The sequence below is a fragment of the bacterium genome (genome assembly GCA_040757115.1).
Taxonomy (GTDB): domain Bacteria; phylum UBA9089; class CG2-30-40-21; order CG2-30-40-21; family SBAY01; genus JBFLXS01.
The window spans coordinates 1-5,321 of the sequence record JBFLYA010000255.1 but is presented as its reverse complement, the minus strand read 5'-3'; the positions used below and the strand labels follow the sequence as shown (position 1 = coordinate 5,321).

The 5,321-nt window shown below is 37.6% G+C and carries 3 protein-coding genes and 1 pseudogene; all 4 read right to left on the bottom strand.

Going from position 1 to position 5,321, the window contains the following annotated elements; all coding sequences use genetic code 11:
• Nucleotides 1-201, bottom strand: a pseudogene (gene tolB / locus AB1422_16370) (Tol-Pal system protein TolB).
• 957 nt (nt 202-1,158) lie between these two features.
• The gene (locus tag AB1422_16365; GenBank protein MEW6620881.1) at nt 1,159-2,157 is read right to left on the bottom strand and encodes a hypothetical protein; all 999 of its coding nucleotides are present in this window, start codon (nt 2,155-2,157) and stop codon (nt 1,159-1,161) included.
• A gap of 16 nt (nt 2,158-2,173) precedes the next feature.
• Nucleotides 2,174-3,166: a hypothetical protein gene (locus AB1422_16360; protein ID MEW6620880.1), complete on the bottom strand. Its 993-nt coding sequence runs from the start codon at nt 3,164-3,166 to the stop codon at nt 2,174-2,176.
• Between the two features lie 454 nt (nt 3,167-3,620).
• The coding region (locus tag AB1422_16355) for an Ig-like domain-containing protein (protein ID MEW6620879.1) at nt 3,621-5,321 on the bottom strand (1,701 nt) is incomplete at its 5' end.

Here is a 5,321-nt window from a genome sequence, read left to right as displayed (position 1 = left end):
AAATTTTTTAACCACATTACCATTTAAATCAACGATTCCTAAAAGTGCTGAAGTCATAAGTTTTGTTCCATCCGGAGACCAATCAGAAAGATGGCAAGTGTCAATCACCTTCCTCCTCTCGCTTCCATCTGGTTTCATCACCCAAATCCATCCTTTACAGACAAAGGCAATCAAATCACCTCTGGGTGACCAGATGGGGGATTCATCCATATACTTTTTCTCCCATTTATACTTCTCTTTTCCATTTTCCATAACTGGTTTCCCTTGTTCATCACGCACCCATCTGCCTGTTCGCGTTAGTATTTTCTCTCTTGATATCTGATGTTTATCACTGCCATCACTATTCATTACCCAGATAGTATTCTCCTTATCATAATATTCTACAGGCTCCTTATAACCATACATTTTTTCACTCCTTGATTCTTTTGTGATTACTTCATATGCTATTTTCTTCCCATCCGGTGACCAGGAGGCATGCACCCCTGTCTCTGACAGTCTCCTCTTATCCTGCCCATTTATCTTCATTGTATATATCCCTTGTGAAGTTTCTCCTCTTCCTGGAATATCTCCTCCTGAAATAAGCAGTAAATTATTAGCAGAACACCAGTCCATATATCTCGGTAACCAATAACTCCCTTCTTTTGTCTCACCATATTCTCTATTACCAATGTCTGTATCACAAAGTTTTACTATCTCTTTCTTATTGCTTCCATCGTAATTCATCGAACATACATATACCTCAGTTTTCTCCGGTAAATAATCCCCCTCAAGATAAAGAATCTTGTTTAATAATGAAGAAGGATTTATTATTGCCTTCCCAAAAGTCACCTTCTTGATAAAATAAATCTTGTTTTTCTCGCCCCAGCAAGGTGCATGGTAGGAGATTAAATCTGATTCCTTAGTAATAGAAAAAACTGCATAATATAATGTATATCCCAACAAAAAAACTACTACTCCTAATCCTGTTAATGCTGAAATCCTTACCACCTTGTCCATATTCATCTGTTCCCTCCTATTCAAATGTTGGCTCAAATTCACTATCAGCAAGACCAGTATTAATTTGGCTCTTCGTATAGATAGTCTCAGTAACTTTACTATATCCCTCCCACATATCTTCATCAACACATTTAGTAGCAATCCACGCATTATTTGTATGCTCTATCCCGGTAAGTTAATTATATAATCCCAGGGAATTTTTTGCTCAATTATTTTTGGTTTTAGTGGAAATAGTTGAGGTTGTATTTTTTCTGCCCTTTGACTATAACCCATAACGACATTATCAGTATCAGCTATATATGGAAATTCTGGAATTATAACCTTACCTACCAAACAAATATATTCAATATTCTCAGGGACAGAGAGTTTATTAAGATTATTTAGATAATTGCTATGAGGTAGTAAGTCACCGAGTCCAACATCACCTCGTTCAATTGCTTTTACAGCATTCTTAAGATCTGAAGGGAGGAAGGGATATAATATATACCCCCAGAAGTTACGTGTTGTTCCAGGCGAAAGAGATGGGTTTGTCATGGTAATAGCAACTAAATTAGCTATAACATCAGTCCCATAATGTGGTGTATCAATAGTAATCAGGCGTTTTACATGTTTAGCCTGGTCTGGGTTACTCTGCACATATTCTCTTGCGATTAATCCACCCTGTGAATAGCCTACAATAATGAGTTTATCTGTAGCAGTACTATAGTTCTCCCCATAGTATGATTTTAATATCCCTGGAGACTTATCATCTCCTTCAATAATTTTTTTAAGCTCTGGCTGATAAGAACCAGTTGGCTTAAAACTCTGTGAATAATCCTCTCCACCATAATCAAACGCCTCTAAATAGAGTTTGGCGGGGGACTCATAACCTGTCTGTTCGTCTTTGAAGTAAGTGACTCCTTTAGTTTTATCAGTTTCGTGAAGGGATATATAACCCTTTGGTGATGGTTCATTAAATCTTACTAACCTATACTCATCAAAGTATTGTGTTAAACTACCAATAGCCTTTTCCCATGTTAGCATATTAGAGTTAATCCCATGGATAAACAATACAGGCATAGGTGCATAGGTAGTACAACTACCCCAGGTAAAATCCTCAGCAGATACCTTACTATTCAACAAACATACTATTAATAGACTATAGATACAAATTTTTTTCATTTAACAGCCACCTCCTCTACCAAATATTATTCGGTCTCTTATAGACAAAATGCTCTCGATGTTTACCTTTAATTTCAATATCAGCAAAAAGATTTATAGTTTTCATCGTTTCTATATCACGGACAACAAAACCTATTTCCCCGAGCATAAACCTTCCGTCCAACGAATATCTTCCTCCCCAATATGTTCCTGCTTCTGCGTCATACAATAATTTTTCTTCTTTGCTATCTAATCTAACCGTATATCCATCCCCAATAATCTCCTTACCATCCAATGTCCATCCCTTGAGACGATCCCCCTTACACACCTTCCTCCTCTCGCTTCCATCTGGTTTCATGGTATATATCCAGCCGTGGCAAACAAAGGCAATCAAGTCGCCTCTGGGTGACCAGATAAAGTCTCGGCTTTTTCCCCAACATTCTGAATTTTTACTAAAAATAGGATGGTTATTACTTCCATCTGCATTCATTATAAAACCTCCACTATGTACTATTTGTCTCCCATCAGGTGACCATGTGGCATGCAAACCTACCTCTGAAATCTTCCTTTTATCTCTCCCATCTGATTTTATTGTATATATACCCTGGTAAACTTCTCCCCTTGCAGGATGCATTCCACCTGACAAAAGTAGTAAATTATTTGCCTTACAATAATCAAGATACATTGGCAGCCAGTAAGTGTTATCATCTGTATCCCCAATCTTTACTATCTCCTTCTTATCTGTCCCATCATAATTCATCGAACACAGATATACCTCAGTATGATCTGGTAAATAATCTCCGCCCCCAAAAAAACCTATGCTTAATAGCGACATAGGATTTAATATCTTCCTGGCAAAACTCACCTTCTTTATAAAATAAATCTTGTTTTTCTCTCCCCAGCAAGGTGCATGATAGGAAACTAAATCTGACTCTGTAGTAACAGGGAAAATGGCATAATATATTGCATATCCAAAAAGAAGAATACCCACAATCCCTAATCCTGATAACACTACCTTCTTACTACTCATTTGAAAAGTCGTAACCGTTCAGGGCTATACATTAGAAGTGTAAACAAGGAGAAATGGGGAAAAGGGAGAATTGGAGAAATGGCTCAAACTTTTCCTTGCTCCACCCTTTGGACATCAATCCTAGTGTCGTGTTGAGTAACTTTTGCACGGGGCATCATCAGGTTTCGTAACCTGCAAACGGATAATTGGTAACTGGTAATTGGTTAAATAGTTTCGCCCTGAGCTCAGCCCAACGGTATTTAATTACCAGTTACCAATCACCAGTTACCAGAATCAAATTCCGTGCGTTATTTGTTCAACACGACACTAACTTTTTATGGACATTAATACAGACATTAATAATCCTATCACCTAACTCTTCTTTTCTCCACTTCTCCATCTTCTCCCTTTCTCCTTATTTTTATCCTACCTGAACTCTTACGAAAAGTCCTCCTTTGCCTTTTGATTTTACCCCCTATTCAAATACCGGCTCAAATTCACTATCAGGGATACCTGTATTTATCTGAATATTACTATAAATAGTCTCTGTAACTTTGCTAAATCCTTCCCACATATCTCTATTAATACATTTAGTCGCCAGCCAGGCACTACTGGAAGAATCTAAAATAAACTCTGAATACTCTACACTACCTATAAGATTATTTTCAACATCATAAGTTTCACTTTTAGTCACTATGCCTTTATCATAGTTAATATACGAAATCATTTTCCATTTTCCAGTTTCTGTTCCTTTGGGAGTGGTTTCTAATATATAAATGTTGCCTTCGGAGGTATTCAGATACTCTTTAATAATAACTTCATTTGCCTGAAGATATTCAGGAGACAATATATTCAATTCTGATGGATTTATTCCAAAAGTTTCTGATATCTTTGTCCAGGGATTCCAAACACCAAATAATTTTACATACATCACATCTCCATCTATGATATAAGCCATATTCTCAGTAGGGGATTCAATTTTTATCTTATCTGGTTTTTTCTCAAGATATGTCTTTTGAGTAGGACCAAATGTTTTAATTGTCACTGTCCCCCATCCGGTAATAGTACTCGTTCCCCAATTCGTAATCTCCGCCTTCATATCATTAATCTTATTAAGATTATCGGCTACCTTTTGTAGAATTTCTGCGGGGGTAGGCATAGCTTGAATAATTATAAATGATACGGTATGGGTAGCTATTTTATTGGTTATGTCCTTTGCAGTTAATTTTAATGTGTATGAACCTGTAGGTAAGAAGATTGACCCTAAAGTACCAGAAATAACAGAAATAGTGGAACTGGCAACTAATGTATAGGTTTGAGGGGTATAGCCTGCCCCATATTCAAGTGTCCAATTTAATAGATGTTCATCATCAGCAGTGCCGGTAACGGGAATAGTCGCTTGCATAATGATAGAATTATTCACCGGATAAGTAATCTGAAGTACTGGTGGTGTATTGTCTATACCTATCACTACCGTATCTGTAGCGATATTGTTTAATTTGTCTTTTACTGTCAGGCATAAGGTATAAGTCCCATCTTCTAACAGGGTAGTATTCCAGGTAGCTAAAGTGCCATTTATAACTGGTGTGGTGGAAGTAGCAATCGTTAGCCAGGAGGTAGGTGTGCTGCCAGTGCCGTATTGGAATACATAATTCAAGAAATTCTCAGCCGTTGCCGTGCCCAATATAGTTATTGTATCTGAGAGAAGAGAATTGGGTTGAGGAGAGGTAATTTTAGCCATAGGTAGTGTTATTTCAGGGGAACCAAAATTAGTCGTAAGTTTGTATGCCTGAGCACTCTGCCCATCATCCTGGGCACATAGCCGTAAGTAATAATCCCCTGCCGGAAGTGAGGTAAACTGGATACTTACACCCTGACCATAATCTCCACGAGCACTCCTCATCCACTCTTTATTTGAATCATACATCGCAAAAAAGGGATTAATTTCCTTCGGCACCTCAGAAACAACAGCACTAAATGTCCCTTTTTTCGGAATGTTAAGCTTGAAATAATCATTATCCTTTTGAGGGGCAATAGTAGCGGTAATTATCTGGCCTAATTCTATCTTTACCGCCTTATCAAAATTATCATTTGGTTCGAATCTATCTGGGTCCGGGTCGGGTATCAGGCTGGTAGTAATGGTGTAGGTTTGTGCACTCTGGCCATCATTTTGGTA

Bases quoted from the DNA above. Each gene is read 5' to 3' on its own strand.
- AB1422_16365 (MEW6620881.1), bottom strand. From the start codon at position 2,157: ATGAAAAAAATTTGTATCTATAGTCTATTAATAGTATGTTTGTTGAAT.
- AB1422_16360 (MEW6620880.1), bottom strand. From the start codon at position 3,166: ATGAGTAGTAAGAAGGTAGTGTTATCAGGATTAGGGATTGTGGGTATT.